This window comes from Methyloversatilis sp., assembly GCF_030698125.1.
Classification (GTDB): Bacteria; Pseudomonadota; Gammaproteobacteria; order Burkholderiales; family Rhodocyclaceae; genus Methyloversatilis.
On sequence record NZ_JAUYNV010000056.1, the window covers coordinates 44,726 to 59,646 of the forward strand.

At 64.0% G+C, this 14,921-nt stretch carries 20 protein-coding genes; 17 read left to right on the forward strand and 3 right to left on the reverse strand.

Going from position 1 to position 14,921, the window contains the following annotated elements:
- Nucleotides 1–23 precede the first annotated feature (23 nt).
- The 10 genes from Q8Q80_RS18375 (at nt 24) to Q8Q80_RS18420 (ending at nt 8,031) form a co-directional block, all read left to right on the forward strand.
- Nucleotides 24–887: a VacJ family lipoprotein gene (locus tag Q8Q80_RS18375; protein ID WP_305634305.1), complete on the forward strand. Its 864-nt coding sequence runs from the start codon at nt 24–26 to the stop codon at nt 885–887.
- Between the two features lie 89 nt (nt 888–976).
- The gene (locus tag Q8Q80_RS18380; RefSeq protein ID WP_305634306.1) at nt 977–1,597 is read left to right on the forward strand and encodes a phospholipid-binding protein MlaC; all 621 of its coding nucleotides are present in this window, start codon (nt 977–979) and stop codon (nt 1,595–1,597) included.
- Nucleotides 1,594–1,890: a lipid asymmetry maintenance protein MlaB gene (locus tag Q8Q80_RS18385; protein WP_305612164.1), complete on the forward strand. Its 297-nt coding sequence runs from the start codon at nt 1,594–1,596 to the stop codon at nt 1,888–1,890. The genes Q8Q80_RS18380 and Q8Q80_RS18385 overlap by 4 nt, the downstream gene beginning before the upstream one ends.
- A gap of 48 nt (nt 1,891–1,938) precedes the next feature.
- Entirely contained in the window at nt 1,939–2,853 is a 915-nt protein-coding gene (locus Q8Q80_RS18390) for an ABC transporter ATP-binding protein (RefSeq protein WP_305634307.1), read from the forward strand.
- Entirely contained in the window at nt 2,850–3,608 is a 759-nt protein-coding gene (locus Q8Q80_RS18395; protein WP_305634308.1) for an ABC transporter permease, read from the forward strand. The genes Q8Q80_RS18390 and Q8Q80_RS18395 overlap by 4 nt, the downstream gene beginning before the upstream one ends.
- A 1-nt stretch (nt 3,609) precedes the next feature.
- Nucleotides 3,610–3,843 carry a BolA family protein gene (locus tag Q8Q80_RS18400; protein ID WP_305634309.1) on the forward strand — a complete coding sequence of 78 codons (234 nt, stop codon included), beginning with the start codon at nt 3,610–3,612 and terminating at the stop codon, nt 3,841–3,843.
- A 7-nt stretch (nt 3,844–3,850) separates the two neighbouring features.
- Nucleotides 3,851–5,113, forward strand: a complete 1,263-nt coding sequence (gene murA / locus Q8Q80_RS18405; protein ID WP_305634310.1) for a UDP-N-acetylglucosamine 1-carboxyvinyltransferase — start codon at nt 3,851–3,853, stop codon at nt 5,111–5,113.
- A 64-nt stretch (nt 5,114–5,177) separates the two neighbouring features.
- Nucleotides 5,178–5,819 carry an ATP phosphoribosyltransferase gene (gene hisG, locus Q8Q80_RS18410; RefSeq protein ID WP_305634311.1) on the forward strand — a complete coding sequence of 214 codons (642 nt, stop codon included), beginning with the start codon at nt 5,178–5,180 and terminating at the stop codon, nt 5,817–5,819.
- Nucleotides 5,816–7,120 (forward strand): histidinol dehydrogenase, encoded by a 1,305-nt coding sequence (gene hisD / locus Q8Q80_RS18415; protein ID WP_305634312.1) that lies wholly within the window; start codon nt 5,816–5,818, stop codon nt 7,118–7,120. The genes hisG and hisD overlap by 4 nt, the downstream gene beginning before the upstream one ends.
- 101 nt (nt 7,121–7,221) lie before the next feature.
- Nucleotides 7,222–8,031 carry a DUF2189 domain-containing protein gene (locus Q8Q80_RS18420; protein ID WP_305634313.1) on the forward strand — a complete coding sequence of 270 codons (810 nt, stop codon included), beginning with the start codon at nt 7,222–7,224 and terminating at the stop codon, nt 8,029–8,031.
- A 24-nt stretch (nt 8,032–8,055) separates the two neighbouring features.
- Here the strand turns inward: Q8Q80_RS18420 and Q8Q80_RS18425 are convergent, their stop codons facing one another.
- From Q8Q80_RS18425 to hisC, 3 genes are all read right to left on the reverse strand, one after another.
- Complete coding sequence (locus Q8Q80_RS18425; protein ID WP_305634314.1) at nt 8,056–8,784, reverse strand: hypothetical protein; 729 nt, start codon at nt 8,782–8,784, stop codon at nt 8,056–8,058.
- Between the two features lie 177 nt (nt 8,785–8,961).
- The gene (locus tag Q8Q80_RS18430) at nt 8,962–9,579 is read right to left on the reverse strand and encodes a hypothetical protein (RefSeq protein ID WP_305634315.1); all 618 of its coding nucleotides are present in this window, start codon (nt 9,577–9,579) and stop codon (nt 8,962–8,964) included.
- A 68-nt stretch (nt 9,580–9,647) separates the two neighbouring features.
- Nucleotides 9,648–10,724 (reverse strand): histidinol-phosphate transaminase, encoded by a 1,077-nt coding sequence (gene hisC / locus Q8Q80_RS18435; protein ID WP_305634316.1) that lies wholly within the window; start codon nt 10,722–10,724, stop codon nt 9,648–9,650.
- A gap of 150 nt (nt 10,725–10,874) precedes the next feature.
- Between hisC and hisB the strand changes: the two genes are divergently transcribed.
- The 7 genes from hisB to Q8Q80_RS18470 all read left to right on the forward strand — a co-directional run bounded on the left by hisB (nt 10,875) and on the right by Q8Q80_RS18470 (nt 14,919).
- Nucleotides 10,875–11,462, forward strand: a complete 588-nt coding sequence (gene hisB, locus Q8Q80_RS18440; RefSeq protein WP_305634317.1) for an imidazoleglycerol-phosphate dehydratase HisB — start codon at nt 10,875–10,877, stop codon at nt 11,460–11,462.
- Nucleotides 11,463–11,519: 57 nt separating this feature from the next.
- Entirely contained in the window at nt 11,520–12,155 is a 636-nt protein-coding gene (gene hisH, locus Q8Q80_RS18445) for an imidazole glycerol phosphate synthase subunit HisH (RefSeq protein ID WP_305634318.1), read from the forward strand.
- Between the two features lie 75 nt (nt 12,156–12,230).
- A complete protein-coding gene (hisA, locus tag Q8Q80_RS18450; protein ID WP_257080502.1) occupies nt 12,231–12,977 on the forward strand; it encodes a 1-(5-phosphoribosyl)-5-[(5-phosphoribosylamino)methylideneamino]imidazole-4-carboxamide isomerase in 747 nt (248 codons plus the stop codon).
- Nucleotides 12,978–13,010: 33 nt separating this feature from the next.
- A complete protein-coding gene (gene hisF, locus Q8Q80_RS18455; protein ID WP_305634319.1) occupies nt 13,011–13,781 on the forward strand; it encodes an imidazole glycerol phosphate synthase subunit HisF in 771 nt (256 codons plus the stop codon).
- Nucleotides 13,778–14,167, forward strand: coding sequence for a phosphoribosyl-AMP cyclohydrolase (gene hisI, locus Q8Q80_RS18460; RefSeq protein ID WP_305634320.1), 390 nt, complete (start codon nt 13,778–13,780; stop codon nt 14,165–14,167). The genes hisF and hisI overlap by 4 nt, the downstream gene beginning before the upstream one ends.
- On the forward strand, nt 14,164–14,487 hold the full coding sequence (locus tag Q8Q80_RS18465; RefSeq protein ID WP_257095236.1) for a phosphoribosyl-ATP diphosphatase: 324 nt from the start codon (nt 14,164–14,166) through the stop codon (nt 14,485–14,487). The genes hisI and Q8Q80_RS18465 overlap by 4 nt, the downstream gene beginning before the upstream one ends.
- Before the next feature lie 72 nt (nt 14,488–14,559).
- Nucleotides 14,560–14,919 carry a histidine triad nucleotide-binding protein gene (locus Q8Q80_RS18470; protein ID WP_305634321.1) on the forward strand — a complete coding sequence of 120 codons (360 nt, stop codon included), beginning with the start codon at nt 14,560–14,562 and terminating at the stop codon, nt 14,917–14,919.
- Nucleotides 14,920–14,921: the final 2 nt, after the last annotated feature.

Consider the following 14,921-nt stretch of genomic DNA (forward strand, 5'->3'; position numbering starts at 1 on the left):
TGCATAGCCGGGAAGCTCGCCAGATGATCGATACAAAAAAGCAGACAACCAATTTTCGACCGGTGCTCGCTGCAGCCATTGCTGCAACGCTGATGACCGGTTGCGCGACCTCCGGCAATCCGAAGGATCCGATCGAAGGGTTCAACCGCGCGGTCTTTTCGTTCAACGAAACGGTCGACAAGGCGCTCATCAAGCCCGTCGCGCAGGGCTATGACTACATCACGCCGACGCCTGTCCAGACCGGGGTTTCGAATTTCTTCGGCAACATTGCGGATCTGTGGATCGGTTTCAACAACCTGATCCAGGGCAAGCCGGGCGAGGCACTGTCCGACGTCGGGCGTGTGGTGATCAATACGACCATCGGCATCGTCGGGCTGTTCGACGTGGCTACGGGCATGGGGCTCGAAAAGCACGAGGAAGATTTCGGCCAGACGCTCGGTCGCTGGGGCGTTGGCGATGGCGCGTATGTCGTGCTGCCGATCATCGGACCGCGTACCCTGCGTGATACCGGCGGTTTCCTGGTGGATGTCTGGATCGACCCGGTCGCCAATCATGATCCGGTCTCGGTCCGGAATTCCGCCCTTGCTCTGCGTGCCATCGATATGCGTGCCGATTTCCTGAAGGCCGAAAGCGCAATCGAAGCTGCCGCACTCGACAAGTACGCCTACGTGCGCGATGCGTATCTGCAACGTCGCCGCAGCCTCATCCATGACGGAAATGCACCGCGCGAAAGCCCGTTCGCACAGCTTTCGCCGAGCGAAAACCTGATGACCATGTTACCGATTGAATCAACTTGGTGCTTCATGCTTGTCGGCACACCTGCCACCATGGCCGTTGATGCCATCAGTGCGCAGACTTCGACGGAGCTTGCCGTAGTGTCGAACTGACCGATTCATTGCCTCGCCCGGTCGGGCGAGGCGGCATGGTCATGACGGCCTGTCGCGTGGCGACAGGCCTTTTTCATCTGGGAGAACCCATGTTCAAACGCATACTTCAACTGTTTTTGCTGACTTTCGCCCTGAGCGCCGGCGCTCAGGCGAACGTCGCGAAGACGCCCGACACGCTCGTGAAGGAAGTGACCGAAGAGGTGTTGAACACCCTGCGGACCGATGCAGCCATCAAGGCGGGCGACAAGAAGCGCGCGGCGGAACTGGTGGAAACCCAGGTGATCCCGCACTTCAATTTTTCGCGCATGACGCAGCTGGCAATGGGTCGCGAGTGGGTGAATGCGTCCGACGAGCAGAAGGGTCAGCTGATCATCGAGTTTCGTACGCTGCTGGTACGAACCTACTCGAACGCCTTGACGAGCTACAAGAACGAAACGGTCGAATTCGACCCGTTCCGCATGGCGCCGGAGCAGACTGACGTGACTGTAAAGACGAAGGTCGTTCGCGCAGGCGGGCGTCCGATCCCGATCGACTACGCCCTCGAAAAGAACGGCGAAGGCTGGAAGGTGTATGACGTGAGCGTCGCTGGCGTCAGTCTGGTGACCAATTATCGCGAAACCTTTGCCGCCGAAATTCGTGCCGGCGGCGTCGATGGGCTCGTCAAGTCGTTGCGCGCCAAGAATTCTCCGCCGGCAGCCGCTGCAAAATGATCGCCCTGGATGGAGACGTTCTGCGGGTGACCGGTGCGATGCGTCTGGCCGAGGCGGTCAGTTTGCGCGACGCCGGTCTCGCATTGATCGGCTCGGCCAGGTCGATCGATCTGTCCGGCGTGAGCGAAGTGGATTCGGCTGCGATCGCCGTTCTGCTTGCCTGGGAACGCGCGTCGTCGGGCTCGGCAGGCCCGCTGCCGGTCGTCGGTGCCCCTGAAGGACTGCTCAGCCTGTCCAATCTGTACGAAGTGTCGTCGTTCTGCGGACTTGACGCCGCATCGGCCGCACGCTGATCTCTGTTTTCCCCGGCACCGCTGCGGTGCTCCTCCCGATGCATGTCCATGTCTGATCCGTCCGCCGCCTTGCTGATCGATGGCGTCTGCAAGCGATACGGTTCGCTTCAGGCGCTCGATCACGTATCGCTGACCGTGCGGCAGGGCGAATTCTTCGGGCTGCTTGGGCCGAACGGTGCCGGCAAGACCACGCTGATCTCGCTGCTCGCCGGACTCGGACGCGCCGACTCCGGCGTGATAAGGGTGATGGGGCACGACGTGGTTGCCGACTATCGCGACGCACGGCGCAATCTGGGGGTGGTGCCGCAGGAACTCGTGTTCGATCCCTTCTTCACGGTGCGCGAAACGCTGCGCCTCCAGTCCGGCTACTTCGGCTTGCGCCGCAACGATGACTGGATAGACGAAATCCTGCATCACCTCGACCTCCACACGAAGGCTGACGTGAACATGCGAGCGCTGTCCGGCGGCATGAAGCGGCGGGTGCTGGTCGCACAGGCGCTGGTGCACCGACCGCCGGTCATCGTGCTCGACGAGCCGACCGCCGGTGTCGATGTCGAGCTGCGCCAGGGCCTGTGGGCCTTTGTGCGCGATCTGAACCGGCAAGGCCACACCATCGTGCTGACCACCCACTATCTGGAAGAAGCGGAAAGCCTGTGCGGGCGCATCGCCATGCTGAAGCAGGGGCGCGTGATTGCACTCGACAACACGACCAATCTGCTGGCGCGGCCGATCCAGCAGACGCTGCGTCTTCGCCTGCGCGGCGACGTCGCGCTGCCAGCCGATCTGCGCGCCGTGGCGCGTGCCACGGCAGACGGACGCGTCGCGCTCGTGCTCGAAAACGCCGATGCGGTGAGCGCCTGCCTCGCCCGCCTGCATGCGGCCGGTGTCGGGCTGGAAGAGATCGAACTGGTCCGCCCGGATCTGGAAGACGTATTCATTTCCATCATGCGGGAGGCCGCGTGAGCATCGCGTTGCGTACCCTTCTATATAAAGAGGTGCTGCGCTTCTGGAAGGTCGGCTTCCAGACCGTCGGCGCACCGGTGCTGACCGCGTTGCTCTACCTGCTGGTGTTTTCGCACGTGCTCGACCGTCAGGTCGAAGTGTATGGTGGCGTGAGCTACTCGGCCTTCCTGGTACCCGGTCTGGTCATGATGAGCCTGCTGCAGAACGCGTTCTCCAACAGTTCCTCGTCGCTGATCCAGTCCAAGGTGACCGGCAACATCGTATTCGTGCTGCTGCCGCCGATTTCCTACCGCGAGTTCTACGCCGCGTATGTGCTGGCGGCCGTCATCCGCGGGCTGGTGGTGGGCGCGGGCGTCTGGCTGGTGACGCTGTGGTTCGTCGAATTGCCGTATGCGCACCCGCTGTGGATACTGTTCTTCGCCACGCTGGGCGGTGCCATTCTGGCCAGCCTGGGTGTGATCGCAGGCATCTGGGCCGACAAGTTCGACCAGCTCGCGGCGTTCCAGAATTTCGTCGTGATGCCGCTCACCTTCCTGTCCGGTGTGTTCTACTCCATCCACTCGCTGCCGGCTTTCTGGCAGACGGTGTCGCACGTCAATCCGTTTTTCTACATGATCGATGGCTTCCGCTACGGCTTCTTCGGCCAGTCGGATGTTTCGCCGTGGATCAGTGCCCTCGTCGCGGGCGGCAGTTTCGTTGCACTGACCCATGCCACCCTTAACATGCTGGCCCGTGGCTACAAATTGAGAAGTTGATATGGTTACTCCACAAAGCATCGAATCTTCCATCACGGCCGGCATCGTCTGTGATCACTGCGCGGTATCGGGGGACGGCCAGCATTTCGAGGCCGTCATCGTGTCCGCCGCTTTCGACGGTCTGACCCGCATCCGCCGTCACCAGCTTGTCTACGCCGCGCTGGGCGACCGCATGCGCGAGGAAATCCACGCGCTGTCGATGAAGACGCTGACGCCGGCCGAGTGGAAGGCCTGAACGCACGATGGACAAGCTGTTGATCGAAGGCGGTCATCGCCTGCAGGGCGAGGCCGAGATGTCGGGTGCGAAGAATGCGGCGCTGCCCATCCTGTGCGCCGCGCTGCTGACACGTGAGCCACTGACGCTGACCAATGTGCCGCAGCTCAACGACATCGGCACCATGCTCAAGTTGCTGGCGCAGATGGGCGTGGCGGTGCAGCGCGACGGCCCGGTCGTCACGCTGGATGCGTCCGGGCTGAACAATCCGCTGGCGCCGTACGAAATGGTGAAAACCATGCGCGCCTCCATCCTTGTGCTCGGCCCGCTGGTCGCCCGCTGCGGTGAGGCGAAGGTGTCACTGCCCGGCGGCTGCGCGATCGGCGCGCGACCGGTCGATCAGCACATCAAGGGTTTGACCGCGATGGGCGCCGACATTGCGGTGGAACACGGCTATGTCGTCGCGCGCACGTCGCGCCTGCGTGGCGCGCGGCTGTTCACCGACATGGTGACCGTGACCGGCACCGAAAACCTGATGATGGCGGCCGTGCTGGCCGAAGGCGAAACGGTGATCGAGAACGCAGCCCGCGAGCCGGAAGTCGTCGATCTGGCGAACTGTCTGGTCGCCATGGGCGCGCGCATATCAGGCGCCGGCAGCGACGTGATCCGCATTCAGGGCGTCGAGCGACTGCACGGCGCGACACATCGCATCATGCCGGACCGCATCGAAACCGGTACCTATCTGTGTGCGGCGGCGGCCACCGGCGGCGAAATCCGCCTGACCGGCACCTCGGCCGCCTATCTCGACGCCGTGGTCGACAAGCTGATGGATGCCGGCTGTGACATCCGCACCGAAAAGTCGCCGTCGTTCGAAGCCATCGTGCTGCGGGCGCCCCAGCGCCTGAAGGCGGTGTCGATCCGCACGGCGCCCTATCCGGCCTTTCCGACCGACATGCAGGCACAGTTCATGGCGATCAATGCGTTGGCCGAAGGCACGTCCATCATCCGCGAAACGATTTTCGAGAACCGCTTCATGCATGCAGTCGAACTTGCCCGGCTGGGCGCGGACATCCGGATCGACGGCAATACCGCGGTGGTGCAGGGCGTGGCGCAGCTCGACGGGGCGACCGTCATGGCGACCGATCTGCGCGCATCGGCCGGACTGATCATCGCCGGCCTCGTGGCGCGCGGTGAAACCGTGATCGAACGCATCTATCATCTGGATCGCGGCTATGAGCGCATCGAACAGAAACTGACTGCGCTCGGCGCCACCGTCAGGCGCCTGTCCTGACCTGCCATCGACGTTCCCGCGGCCGACTCATCCGCCGCCGATCCAACCGCTAACGAGGCACACCGTGCAAGGCATCACCCTCGCCCTGTCCAAGGGTCGCATTTTCGAAGAAACGCTGCCGCTGCTTGCGGCGGCCGGCATCGAACCGACCGACGATCCCGAGACGTCGCGCAAGCTCATCATCGGCACCAACCGGCCGGATGTGCGCCTGGTCATCGTGCGCGCGTCGGATACGCCGACCTATGTGCAGTACGGCGCGGCGGATATCGGCATCGCCGGCAAGGATGTGCTGCTGGAACACGGCGGCGCCGGTCTTTACCAGCCGATCGACCTGAAGATTGCGTGCTGCCGCCTGAGTGTGGCGACGCAGGCCGGTTTCGACTACGAGCAGGCGGTGCGCCGCGGCGCGCGCCTCAAGGTGGCGACCAAGTATGTGCACACGGCGCGCGAACATTTCGCGGCCAAGGGCGTCCACGTCGACCTGATCAAGCTGTACGGATCGATGGAACTGGCGCCGCTGGTCGGCTTGGCCGACGCCATCGTCGATCTGGTCAGCAGTGGCGGCACGCTGCGTGCGAACAATCTGGTCGAGGTCGAACACATCATGGACATCAGTTCCCGGCTCATCATCAATCAGGCTGCACTGAAGGTGAAGCACGATGCGCTGTCGCCGATACTCGAGGCGATCGCCGGGGCTGTGCAATGAGTACCGCCATCCGACGCATGGATTCCGGCGCGCCGGACTTCATCGAACAGCTCGATGCGCTGCTCGCCTTCGATGCGTCGACCGACGACGCCATCGAAGCGGCGGTGGCCGGCATCCTGCGCGATGTGCGTGCGCGCGGCGACGAAGCCGTGCTCGACTGCACCCGCCGCTTCGACCGCCTCAACGCGGCGTCGATGGTCGAACTCGAACTGCCGCGCAGCGTGCTTGACGAGGCCTACGCCAGTCTGGGCGACGAGCAACGTGCGGCGTTGGTGGAGGCGGCCGACCGCGTGCGCCTGTATCACGAGCGCCAGAAGCAGGCGTCGTGGGAGTACACCGAAGCCGACGGTACGACGCTGGGCCAGAAGGTGACGCCGCTTGATCGCGTCGGCCTGTATGTGCCCGGCGGCCGTGCGTCCTACCCCAGTTCGGTGCTGATGAACGCCGTGCCGGCCAAGGTCGCGGGCGTGTCGGAACTGATCATGGTCGTGCCGACGCCGGGTGGCGAGCGCAATGCACTGGTGCTTGCGGCCGCCGCCATCACCGGCGTCGACCGCGTGTTCACGATAGGTGGCGCCCAGGCGGTCGGCGCGCTTGCCTACGGCACGCAAAGCATTCCACAGGTGGACAAGATCGTCGGCCCGGGCAATGCCTACGTCGCCAGCGCCAAGCGCCGGGTGTTCGGCACGGTCGGTATCGACATGGTGGCCGGCCCGTCCGAGGTGCTGATCATTTCCGATGGCCACGGCAATCCGGACTGGCTGGCGATGGACCTGTTCGCCCAGGCCGAGCACGACGAGCTTGCCCAGTCCATCCTGCTGTGCACCGACGCCGCCTTCATCGACCGCGTGCATGCATCGATAGACCGTCTGCTGCCTGACATGCCGCGACGCGACACCATCGCCACGTCCCTCGCCAACCGGGGAGCGCTGATCAAGGTGCGCGACCTCGGGGAGGCGTGTGACATCGCCAACCGGATCGCCCCGGAGCACCTCGAAATCTGTACCGAAACCCCGCGCGACTGGGTGGATCGCATCCGTCACGCGGGTGCGATGTTCCTCGGTCACTACTCGGTCGAGGCACTGGGCGACTACTGCGCGGGCCCGAACCACGTGCTCCCGACCATGCGCAGCGCGCGCTTCTCCAGCCCGCTCGGCGTGTACGACTTCCAGAAGCGCACGTCCATCCTCGAAATATCCGCTGAAGGCGCGCAGAAGCTCGGCCGCATTGCGTCGGTGCTGGCGCACGGAGAAGGTCTGCAGGCACACGCTCGTTCGGCTGAAATGCGTCTGAAGGACTGATTCCCCCGGCGGCGGCGACTCGGCGTACAGTGGCGCCGGGTCACGCGCCGGCAGGGTGGTCGGCGCGCATCAATGCAGTGATGCGGATGAGGGGTGTACGCATGCAGCCATCGGAACTGCCGACCGGAGAAAGTCCGGCCCGGGGTGATGCACAGGGGCTTCCGTTTCCGGTCGTCCGTGAAGTGGCACTGTTCGCGCCATTCGACTGGCTTGCCAAGGGTGCTGCGGATCTTGCCGGCAATCCGGCCGCCAGCATTTTCTACGGCGGCTGTTTCGCCTTCATGGGGGTGCTGCTGTCGGTCGTGTTCAGCCACGCGTACCACCTCACCTCGGCGCTGGTCTGCGGCTTCCTGCTGCTGGGCCCTTTTCTTTCGCTCGGCCTGTACGACCTGTCGCGCCGGCGCGAAGCCGGTGAAACACCCATGCTGGCGCACTCGCTCACCGCCGGTCAGCACAATGCCGGGGCAATCGGCGTATTCGCCGTCGTGCTGATCATCATCTTTCTCGTATGGGCGCGCGCGTCGCTGGTTGTGTTCGCGCTGTTCTACACCTCTGAAATGCCGTCCGTCGGCCGCTTCGTCGAACAGGTGGTCAGCCTGGAGAACGTCGAATTCCTGATGGCCTATGCGCTGGTCGGCTTCATCTTTGCGTCACTCGTGTTCGGTGCCAGCGTGGTCGCGATTCCGTTGATGCTGGACCGGCGGCAGGACGCGGTGACTTCGATGCTGGCAAGCCTGATCGCGCTCGGTCGCAACCCCGGCCCGATGCTGGTGTGGGCCATGCTGATCGTGTTGCTGACCGCAGCCGGATTCGCCACCCTGTTCCTCGGCCTGATCGTGCTGATGCCGCTGATCGGGCACGCAACCTGGCATGCCTACAGGGCGCTGGTCGAACCGCTGCCAGCGCCCTGAGCTTTCTCGCCCGGTGCCGGCAGGTTATCGGCGCAGGCGCGCGGCTACCAGCGCAAGGCCTGCCAACATCATCCATCCCCCGGATACCTCCGGCACTGGCGACACCGCTACCGAAAACGCCGCGAGGTTTGGTTGCGCGCTGGCGTGATCGCCATCCGTGAAGCCGGTCCAGTTCGATGCGGCATTGACCAGCAGCCGATAGGCCGCGAAATCCGCTTCGCCGCTGCGCGGCCCGGTGTATTCGGCGAAGTCGGTGCTGGCCGGCAGAATGACGGCGTTGACGCCGGCCTGCAGCCCGGCCGCAGACAGCGCGTTCGTGGCAGCGGCGTTTGCTTCGGACGACACCGCGGCGAGGAAGGTGGTCGGACTGTTGGCGGCCGTGCCCAGGTAGGCGTACACGGTTTCGGCGGTGCTGCTCAGCGCGCGGTTGCCCGACGAGGTCAGCGCGCCGATCGACACCGCGCGGCTGGCCTGATCGATCTGGCTGAAGCGGATCACGCTGCCCGCGGCGATCGATGCCGCACCGGTGTTCCAGGTGTGAAAGCCTTCGGCGCTCGAAAATGCGGCGCCGCCCCAGTTGCTGTCGGTGAAGTAGATCGTGCTGTCAGCCGCCAGGTCGGCCAGGGCCACGATGGCCCAGCCGTCTTCATCGGTGTTCAGTGCGGTGAACGCAATGTCACCGGTACTCAGTGCGAACGTGTGCTGCGCCGACAGGCACAGCGAGACAGCCAGAAGCTTGCGTGCTGACAACATGGGACTCTCCTTGGGAAATGTGACGAGCCACCCCGGTGAGGGCGGATTTCTTCGGGTGTGTCCCTGGCGGCTGTTCAAATGCCGCTGCTCGAGTTATTCATTGTGCATACACCCGGCCCAAGAGTATTCCATGCGAATGAAATGATCAAACGCGGTACTGGGTAATGCAGGGCGGAGTCAGCGCAGGGTCATGCCGGTCCAGCCGTCCTTGCGCAGGCAGTCGTACAGGCCGCGGGTGACGGTCTTGGCGACCGGATCGGGCTCGTGGCCGGCACCGAGTGTCGACAGGCAGGCTGCCTGTGAAGCCATCAGTGCCGAGCCGTCGGCGCCGGCTTTGGCCCACATGGCGATGGTGATGCGCGACAGCGGATCTTTCGGCACGGCCGGTTTGGCGGCCGCTGCGGCGGCCGGTCGGGCGGCGCTGGCCTTCTTCTCTGCCGGAGCAGGGCCGGAAGTGGGTGCCGCAGCCGACTTGGAATCTGCAGCGGCGCCCGCAGCCCCGGCAGAAGCCGCTGCAGCGGCCACCGGCGCGGCAGCCTCTTCCTCGGCATCGGCTGCATCCTCATCCACCGGCGCGAATCCGAGTTGCGACAGTTCTTCCATCGACCGCGTCCACCATCCTTTTTCGTCCATGCACCGGGAGAAGGCGCTGCGCTCCGAAGTGGTGCTCTTGCATTCGGCTTCGGCGCGGCGGAAGTCCTCACCGCCAGCGCCTTGCTTGAAAGAAATGCCGGTGCAGCCGGCGAGCGCAGCGATCAGGGCGGACTGGAGCAGGGTGCGGGCAAAGCGATGCATGACTGAACGACCCGGGGATGTGGACCCGACTGCTCTAGCAAGAAGCGCTCCGCAACGGCGACATCAGGTCAGGAAATCTCGATGATTTCCCGCAGCGCGGCGATCAGCGATGCACAGTGCGCATCAGTTCCGATCGTGACGCGCAGAAACTGGTCGATGCGTGCTGCCTTGAAGTGACGCACCAGGATGCGCCGCTCGCGCAGTGCCAGCGCCAGCGCGGCGGCGTCGTGCGCCGGATGGCGGGCGAACAGGAAGTTGGCGGCAGATGGCAGTACTTCGAAGCCCAGCGCGGCCAGGTCCGCGCGCAGTGTTTCCCGGCTTGCCATGACGCGCCGGCGCGTCTGGTCGAACCACTCGACGTCCTCGATCGAGGCGGTGGCGCCAACGAGGGCCAGTCGGTCGAGCGGGTAGGAGTTGAAACTGTCCTTTACCCGCGTCAGCGCTTCGATCAATGCCGGGTGACCCACGGCGAAACCCACGCGCAGCCCGGCCAGGGAACGCGACTTCGACAGCGTCTGCGTGACCAGCAGATTGGGGTGACGATCGATCAGCGCCACGGCCGACTCGCCGCCGAAGTCGATGTAGGCCTCATCGATCACCACCGGGCACTCGGGCAATGCAGCGGCCAGCCGGTCGATGTCGTCCAGCGGCAGCAGGCAGCCGGTCGGTGCGTTCGGATTCGGAAAGATGACCGCGCCGGGCCGACGGGCGATCAGGTCGTCGACGCGGATCGCGAACTGGGCGTCCAGCGGCACGCGCTCGAAGGCGATGCCGTAAAGCTGGCAGTAGACCGGGTAGAAGCTGTAGGTGATGTCCGGGAAAACCAGCGGCCGGTCGTGCTTCAGCAGGCCGATGAAGGTGTGCGCCAATACCTCGTCGGAACTGTTGCCGACGAAGACCTGCGCCGGCCCGATACCGAAACGTGCGGCGATCGCCTCGCGCAGAATCTGACCTGTCGGTTCCGGATACAGCTTCAGCCGGTCGCCGTCACGGCCCAGTTCGGCCTGTATGGCCGCCACGGCGCGCGGGCTGGGCGGGTAGGGGCACTCGTTCGTGTTGAGCTTGATCAGGCCTTCGATCTTCGGTTGTTCGCCCGGCGTGTAGGGCGACAGGGTGCTGACGACGGGGCTCCAGAACTGGCTCATGATGATCAAGGCGGTGACGTGTTGAAACGGAGAACGGGCAGCCAGCGCGACGAGCGCCGCAAATGACCGGGTCCGAGTCGATGTTATCATCGGGCACTTGCGATTCCGGCGCTGCGCCGGGGCGATTTTCCGACGGCGATCCGACCATCCATGCGGCAAGCAGACATCACGCGCAACACGCTCGAAACCCAGATCAGCGTGCGCATCAATCTCGATGGCAGCGGTCAGGGCAAGCTCGATACCGGCATCCCCTTCCTTGACCACATGCTCGACCAGATCGTTCGCCACGGCCTGATCGATCTGGAAGTCAGCGCGAAGGGTGATCTGGAAATCGATGCCCACCACACGGTGGAAGATGTCGGCATATCACTGGGTCAGGCCTACGCCAGGGCGGTCGGCGACAAGAAGGGACTGCGCCGCTACGGCCACGCCTATGTGCCGCTCGACGAAGCGATGTCGCGCGTCGTGGTTGACCTGTCCGGCCGTCCGGGCCTTGTTTACAACGTCGATTACACGCGGGCGCGCATCGGAGATTTCGATGTTGACCTGGTGCGCGAGTTCTTCCAGGGCTTCGTGAATCACGCGCTCGTCACACTGCACATCGACAATCTGCGCGGAATCAATGCCCACCATCAGTGCGAAACCGTGTTCAAGGCCTTCGCCAGAGCCTTGCGTGCGGCCAGCGAGCGCGATGACCGCGCGTCCGGCCAGATGCCGTCGACAAAGGGCTCGCTCTGAGCGTTCGCCTGATTTCAAGCCCCACTCTTACGCGTTCCACTCCTTCCTGCGCCACTCATGACCCGCGTTGTCATCATCGATTACGGTATGGGCAACCTGCGTTCTGTCGCCAAGGCGATCGGACACATTGCGCCTGCGGCTGACGTCGTCGTCAGCAGCGACCCGCGCGATGTCGCAGCCGCGGACCGGGTCGTGTTTCCGGGGCAGGGTGCGATGCCCGACTGCATGCGCGAACTCGATCTGCGCCAGTTGCGCAGTGCGGTGATCGACGCCGCCGCGAACAAGCCCTTTCTGGGCATCTGCATCGGCCTGCAGATGTTGTTCGAGCACAGCGAAGAGGGCGATCATCCCGGTCTTGGTGTTCTGGACGGCGAAGTCCGGCGCTTCGACAATCCGGTCGATCCGGAGAGCGGCGCGCGGTTGAAGGTGCCGCACATGGGCTGGAACGGCGTACGCCAGACCGCAAAACACCCGCTTTGGGCTGGCATTCCAGATGAAGAACGCTTCTACTTCGTGCATAGTTACTATGTGGTGCCGCGGAACGCTGACTTGACCGCAGGTGAAACCTGTTACGGCGCGCCCTTTACCAGCGCCATAGCGCGCGATAATATTTTTGCCGTTCAGTTCCATCCCGAAAAGAGCGCACACGCCGGACTGCGCCTGCTGGCCAACTTCATCGACTGGACGCCCTGATGGACGAAGCCGGGCAGCGCTGCCCGACCTTGATTGCCTCTACATCCCTTATCTGACTCGACCCGACCTCGTGCCATGCTGCTGATTCCTGCCATCGACCTCAAGGACGGCCACTGCGTACGCCTGAAACAAGGCGACATGGATGTGGTGACCGTATTTTCGGAAGACCCGGCTGCCATGGCCCGGCACTGGCTGGATGCCGGCGCGCGCCGCCTGCATCTGGTCGATCTGAACGGCGCCGTGGCCGGCAAGCCGAAGAACGAATCGGCCATCAAGGCCATCGTGCGCGAACTGGGTGACGAAATCCCGATCCAGCTCGGCGGGGGAATTCGTGATCTCGATACCATAGAACGCTATCTGGATGACGGCATCAGTTACGTCATCATCGGCACGGCGGCGGTGAAGAGCCCGGGTTTTGTGCATGACGCCTGCGGCGCCTTTCCCGGCCACATCATCGTCGGGCTGGACGCGCGCGACGGCAAGGTCGCGGTGGATGGCTGGTCGAAGATGACCGGTCACGACGTCGTCGACCTGGCGAAGAAGTTCGAGGACCAGGGCGTCGAAGCGGTCGTCTACACCGACATCGGCCGCGACGGCATGCTGGGTGGCGTCAACATCGAAGCGACCGTCAAGCTCGCGCAGGCGCTGCGCATCCCGGTCATCGCCTCGGGCGGCGTGACCAATATGGACGATATCCGTGCGCTGTGTGCGGTCGAGGACGAAGGCGTCATGGGTGCCATCACCGGACGCGCCATCTACGAGGGCACGCTGGATTTCGCGGCGGCCCAGGCCGAAGTCGACCGTCTGAACGGCGACACCTGATCCACTTCTTGTCGCGCGCGGCGCGGGAGTTCCATGCTGGCCAAGCGCATCATTCCCTGTCTGGACGTCAACGCCGGCCGCGTGGTCAAGGGCGTCAATTTCATTGCACTGAAAGACGCCGGTGATCCGGTTGAAATTGCCCGTCGCTACGACGAACAGGGCGCTGACGAACTGACCTTCCTCGACATCACCGCCAGCTCGGACGCGCGCGACATCATCCTGCACGTCGTCGAGCGGGTGGCCGATCAGGTGTTCATCCCGCTGACGGTGGGCGGTGGTGTGCGCGCGGTCGAAGACGTGCGTCGCCTGCTCAACGCCGGTGCCGACAAGGTGAGCATGAATACGGCGGCGATCAACGATCCCGAGCTGGTCGCCCGGGCATCGGGCAAGGTCGGCTCGCAGTGCATCGTGGTCGCCATCGACGCAAAGCGCGTGGCCGACCGCGATGGTCAGCCGCGCTGGGAGGTGTTTACCCACGGCGGCCGCAACGCGACCGGCCTGGATGCGATCGCCTGGGCGCAGAAGGTCGAATCGCTGGGTGCGGGCGAAATCCTGCTCACCAGCATGGACCGCGACGGCACGAAGAGCGGTTTCGATCTGGCGCTGACGCGCGCGGTGTCGGACGCGGTGCGCATCCCGGTCATCGCTTCGGGGGGGGTCGGAACGCTGGATCACCTTGTCGATGGCGTGCTCGATGGCGGCGCCGACGCCGTACTGGCCGCCAGCATCTTCCACTTCGGCGAACATACGGTGCGCGAAGCCAAGGAACGCATGCGCAGCCGTGGCATTGAGGTCAGACTGTGAGCGGGCCGGCCTGGGCAGACGAAGTTGAGTGGGATGCCAACGGCCTGCTGCCGGTCATCGTGCAGGAGGCGTCCAGCGGCGATGTGCTGATGTTCGCCTGGATGAATCGTGAAGCGCTGGCCCGCACGGCTGACCTGCGCGAAGCCGTTTTCTGGTCGCGTTCGCGCGGCCGGCTGTGGCACAAGGGCGAGGAATCGGGTCACACGCAGAAGGTGCTGGACATCCGCCTCGACTGCGACCGCGACGTACTGCTGCTGAAAGTTGAACAAACCGGCGGTATCGCCTGCCATACCGGACGTCACAGCTGTTTTTTCCATGCCTTGACGAACGACGGCTGGGAAACGACCGAGCCTGTACTCAAGAATCCGGACGACATCTACAAATGATCGATATTGAAGTGTTGCATCGAGTGGCGCAGACCATTGCCGAACGCAAGGCGGCCGAACCCGGCTCGTCGTATGTGTCGTCGCTGCTGCACAAGGGCACCGACGCGATCTGCAAGAAGGTGGTCGAAGAAGCCGCGGAAACCATCATGGCTTCGAAGGATGGCGACGCCGGTCATCTGGTGAAGGAGGTGTGCGACCTCTGGTTCCACAGCATGGTGCTGCTGGCGCACCATGGCCTGACGGTCGATGACGTGCTGCACGAATTCCGTCGCCGCGAAGGCATTTCCGGTCTGGACGAAAAACGTTCGCGCACGACCTGAAGCACTGTTGCCGGCGCACAATACGGTAATACGCGTATCCCAGAATGCGCCCCTCACGGACACACTGACGCCATGCAAGACAACGACTGCATTTTCTGCAAGATCATCAGCGGCAAGATTCCGTCGCGCAAGCTGTACGAGGATGATCTGATCTACGCGTTCCACGACATCAACCCTGTCGCGCCGGTGCATTTCCTGATCATTCCGAAAGCCCACATTCCGACGCTGTCGGATGCCAGTCCGGCGCACGAGGCTGCGCTGGGTCGCATGCTCGCGAAAGTCGGCGAGCTGGCGCGTGAAGCCGGTTGCACCGACGGCTTTCGCACGCTGATCAACTGCGGAAGGGTGGGTCGGCAGGAGGTGTATCATCTTCACATGCATGTCGTGGGCGGGCCGGATCCCCTGCCGCCCATGCTCGTTTTCGAGAGGTAATC

Bases quoted from the DNA above. Each gene is read 5' to 3' on its own strand.
- Q8Q80_RS18375 (WP_305634305.1), top strand. From the start codon at position 24: ATGATCGATACAAAAAAGCAGACAACCAATTTTCGACCGGTGCTCGCT.
- Q8Q80_RS18380 (WP_305634306.1), top strand. From the start codon at position 977: ATGTTCAAACGCATACTTCAACTGTTTTTGCTGACTTTCGCCCTGAGC.
- Q8Q80_RS18385 (WP_305612164.1), top strand. From the start codon at position 1,594: ATGATCGCCCTGGATGGAGACGTTCTGCGGGTGACCGGTGCGATGCGT.
- Q8Q80_RS18390 (WP_305634307.1), top strand. From the start codon at position 1,939: ATGTCTGATCCGTCCGCCGCCTTGCTGATCGATGGCGTCTGCAAGCGA.
- Q8Q80_RS18400 (WP_305634309.1), top strand. From the start codon at position 3,610: ATGGTTACTCCACAAAGCATCGAATCTTCCATCACGGCCGGCATCGTC.
- murA (WP_305634310.1), top strand. From the start codon at position 3,851: ATGGACAAGCTGTTGATCGAAGGCGGTCATCGCCTGCAGGGCGAGGCC.
- hisD (WP_305634312.1), top strand. From the start codon at position 5,816: ATGAGTACCGCCATCCGACGCATGGATTCCGGCGCGCCGGACTTCATC.
- Q8Q80_RS18420 (WP_305634313.1), top strand. From the start codon at position 7,222: ATGCAGCCATCGGAACTGCCGACCGGAGAAAGTCCGGCCCGGGGTGAT.
- Q8Q80_RS18425 (WP_305634314.1), bottom strand. From the start codon at position 8,784: ATGTTGTCAGCACGCAAGCTTCTGGCTGTCTCGCTGTGCCTGTCGGCG.
- Q8Q80_RS18430 (WP_305634315.1), bottom strand. From the start codon at position 9,579: ATGCATCGCTTTGCCCGCACCCTGCTCCAGTCCGCCCTGATCGCTGCG.
- hisC (WP_305634316.1), bottom strand. From the start codon at position 10,724: ATGAGCCAGTTCTGGAGCCCCGTCGTCAGCACCCTGTCGCCCTACACG.
- hisB (WP_305634317.1), top strand. From the start codon at position 10,875: ATGCGGCAAGCAGACATCACGCGCAACACGCTCGAAACCCAGATCAGC.
- hisH (WP_305634318.1), top strand. From the start codon at position 11,520: ATGACCCGCGTTGTCATCATCGATTACGGTATGGGCAACCTGCGTTCT.
- hisA (WP_257080502.1), top strand. From the start codon at position 12,231: ATGCTGCTGATTCCTGCCATCGACCTCAAGGACGGCCACTGCGTACGC.
- hisF (WP_305634319.1), top strand. From the start codon at position 13,011: ATGCTGGCCAAGCGCATCATTCCCTGTCTGGACGTCAACGCCGGCCGC.
- Q8Q80_RS18465 (WP_257095236.1), top strand. From the start codon at position 14,164: ATGATCGATATTGAAGTGTTGCATCGAGTGGCGCAGACCATTGCCGAA.
- Q8Q80_RS18470 (WP_305634321.1), top strand. From the start codon at position 14,560: ATGCAAGACAACGACTGCATTTTCTGCAAGATCATCAGCGGCAAGATT.